Annotated in this window: 4 protein-coding genes; 1 reads left to right on the top strand and 3 read right to left on the bottom strand. The window is 29.1% G+C overall.

What is annotated here, in order from left to right:
- Positions 1 to 535, top strand: a 535-nt coding sequence (locus tag AACQ14_RS23520) for a DUF6512 family protein (protein ID WP_339365986.1), incomplete at its 5' end; no start/stop codon positions are given.
- A gap of 119 nt (positions 536 to 654) precedes the next feature.
- Here the strand turns inward: AACQ14_RS23520 and AACQ14_RS23515 are convergent.
- The 3 genes from AACQ14_RS23515 to AACQ14_RS23505 form a co-directional block, all read right to left on the bottom strand.
- The gene (locus tag AACQ14_RS23515; RefSeq protein WP_339365985.1) at positions 655 to 1,377 is read right to left on the bottom strand and encodes a GntR family transcriptional regulator; all 723 of its coding nucleotides are present in this window, start codon (positions 1,375 to 1,377) and stop codon (positions 655 to 657) included.
- A gap of 343 nt (positions 1,378 to 1,720) precedes the next feature.
- Positions 1,721 to 1,945, bottom strand: coding sequence for a NifU family protein (locus AACQ14_RS23510; RefSeq protein ID WP_113675960.1), 225 nt, complete (start codon positions 1,943 to 1,945; stop codon positions 1,721 to 1,723).
- Positions 1,946 to 2,076: 131 nt separating this feature from the next.
- A partial coding sequence (locus AACQ14_RS23505) for an MFS transporter (RefSeq protein WP_339365984.1) occupies positions 2,077 to 2,771 on the bottom strand: 695 nt, incomplete at its 5' end.

The raw sequence follows: 2,771 nt of genomic DNA, 5'->3' as shown, positions 1-2,771 counted from the left end.
CCATAAAAAGCTTATTATAGCTGAAATTGTATCCGCAATTGCAGTAATACTTGTTGGAAGTTTATTTCACTTCTTATATGAATGGACCGAATGTACGTTTATAGGAATATTCAGTCCAGTTAATGAAAGCCAGTGGGAACATATCAAAATAATGTTTTACCCGGTTATTTTAGTAAGTATCATTGAATATTTTTTCATAAGATATGATGTTAATAATTTTGTATTCGCAAAAACTATATCCTCACTAGTTTTTATTGCAACTACTTATTTATTGATATTCCTATATGAGTGCATTTTTGGTAAAGGTGAAATGGTACTTCATATAGCAACATTTATTATTGGAGCTTTTGTTGGTCAATTGGTAAGTTATCTAATATTAAAATCTCCAAAACGAAGCAAATGCAAAAATCTTATAGGTTTTTATATTTTTATATTTTTGTTTTTGGTAATTACTCTTTTTACGTTTAGACCTTTGCAGTGTGATTTCTTTAAAGATTCTACAACAGGTTATTATGGAATACCTCCTAAGAGTTGAAAATTAAGTATTCTATAAAAGTAAAATAGCTGTCTAATATATATTTTATGTCAGTGCTAATAAAATATATTACCAAACAGCTTTATTTTTATAAATCTATCCTCACAATATAGATTTTTCTATACAAAATTATCCATACCTATTTTACTGAGTTTTTCTCCACAATAGAATTTCAAATGATAGAGTATATCTTTTTTATCATTCACATAGACAACTCTATTAGAGATCATCATTTTACTGTCATCATTTAATTGTAGCAGTTCTTTTTCTTCGCCTACAGCTTTTACAATTTCCAGATCCATATTCATCTTGGTTACAGAAACCTTCAGTTCTTCAAATAAGTAATGTGATATACCATTTTCAAAATCAAAATCTTGGAAAAAGTTCTCTTCTTCATAAACAAAATGAAAGACTTCTAGTCCAATAGGTCGCCCCTCCATCATCCTGAGTCGTTTTACAAATAGGCATTTTGTATTTTCTTTTATACCTGTTTTTTCAGCTAGATCTGCATCTATTATAATTTCTTTTTTATCTAGTATTTTAGTGCTTATGTTCAAACCTCGCATCTTAATGAAATATGTTAAACTCACAAATGGTTCAATAGATATTCCTACTTCTCTTTGAGCAACAAAAGTTCCAATACCTTTTTTTATATATAAATAGCCTTCGTCTATAATTAACTTAATAGCTTCTCTTACTGTTCCACGTCCTGAATGATATTCTTCCATTAGTTTCAATTCTGATGGAATTTTTTCGTTTTCTTTCCAAATTCCCAATCGTATTTTTCTTATTATATCTTCTTTTATTTGAATATATACTGGTAATGATGGATTATACTGCATACTCATCCTCCTATCTTGTTACTTATGATTATCCATTAATAATATTACCATATAATAGTATTGGATGTCTAATTTTAAATTTAATAAATGTAATGGTGAACGGTCGTGTAGGTAGTATAGGGGAATATTTCGTCAGCTAGTTAAACGTCCGTGTTTAAAAAGCTGAGTTCGCCGTCCATGGCTCACTGCTCCATATTCCTCTATACTACCTACACTCGGTATGACATGTATTGAGTTTCTTTAATATAAATAAACCCTAGAAATACAATTTAATATTGATCTCTAAGGTTTTGTTAACATATTGGGCAGTTCAAACTAGTTAAAATGTATTACCTTTAATTTACTAGTTTACTGCTTGGACTTCTTTGATTTCAGGTATTTGCTCTTTTAGGGCTTTCTCAATAAAATTCTTAACTGTTAATTGAGAAAATGGACATCCTTTACATGAGCCTTGTAATTCTACTCTTACAATACCGTCTTCTGTTACTTCTACTAATTGTACATCGCCGCCATCACTTTGTAATCCTGGACGAACTTGATCTAATACTTGTTCTACTTTATCTTTCATAATTAAATCTCCTCTAGTCTACATTTTATTGGTGAAACCAATTATGTTTATAATAACCTATGTGTTTAGTTTTAGTCAACCCATATATAAATTATACAACTTTTGAAATAATTGATTTTAATATTAAATTATTATTCATTATCTTCCTTATACAGCAATGGGAATATTTTTTTATCCAACTTATAGTTATATGCTACAATAATTACAATTACAGCTCCTACGCAAGTAACTACAGTAAAGGCTACAGAATATGAAAAAGCATCAATAAGCCATCCCATCAATACACGTCCTCCAACTGCTCCTATGAAAGCACCAATATTACGATAGCTATTGATTCTTCCTCTATGAGATGCTGGAATCCTTCTACTTAAGTAAGGTGATGCTCCTAACATATTAATGACTTCACCTAGAGTAAAGGCAAACATCATTATAAAGAACAAAGGATATGCTGGTGAATCCCTTATGATTAGAAAACTAAATGAGTATAAAAATATACCTATAATCACTTTCTGTAATTCATCCAATGATTTTAATAACCAGGTCATCAATGGTGTGAAAATTATTACAACCAATCCATTAAAACTAGATATAAAACCGAAGTATTTTCCTCCTTTTTCTAGAAATAAAGTTTCCATATATAGTGGTACTGAAAAACTCCATTGTTCGTATATAAAAGCTGCAAATATAAATACTATCAGTTGAATTAATACAGATTTTCGTTGTTTCAGAATAGAGAATGAAGTCAATTTTTCATCTTCATCATTTTCATATTCATTTTTTTCTTCTTCTTTGATATCTTGAATATTTATTGTTTTTACAAAAACAA

The sequence above is a fragment of the Vallitalea maricola genome (genome assembly GCF_036985595.1).
GTDB lineage: Bacteria > Bacillota > Clostridia > Lachnospirales > Vallitaleaceae > Vallitalea > Vallitalea maricola.
This window is presented reverse-complemented; position numbering and strand designations above follow the sequence as displayed.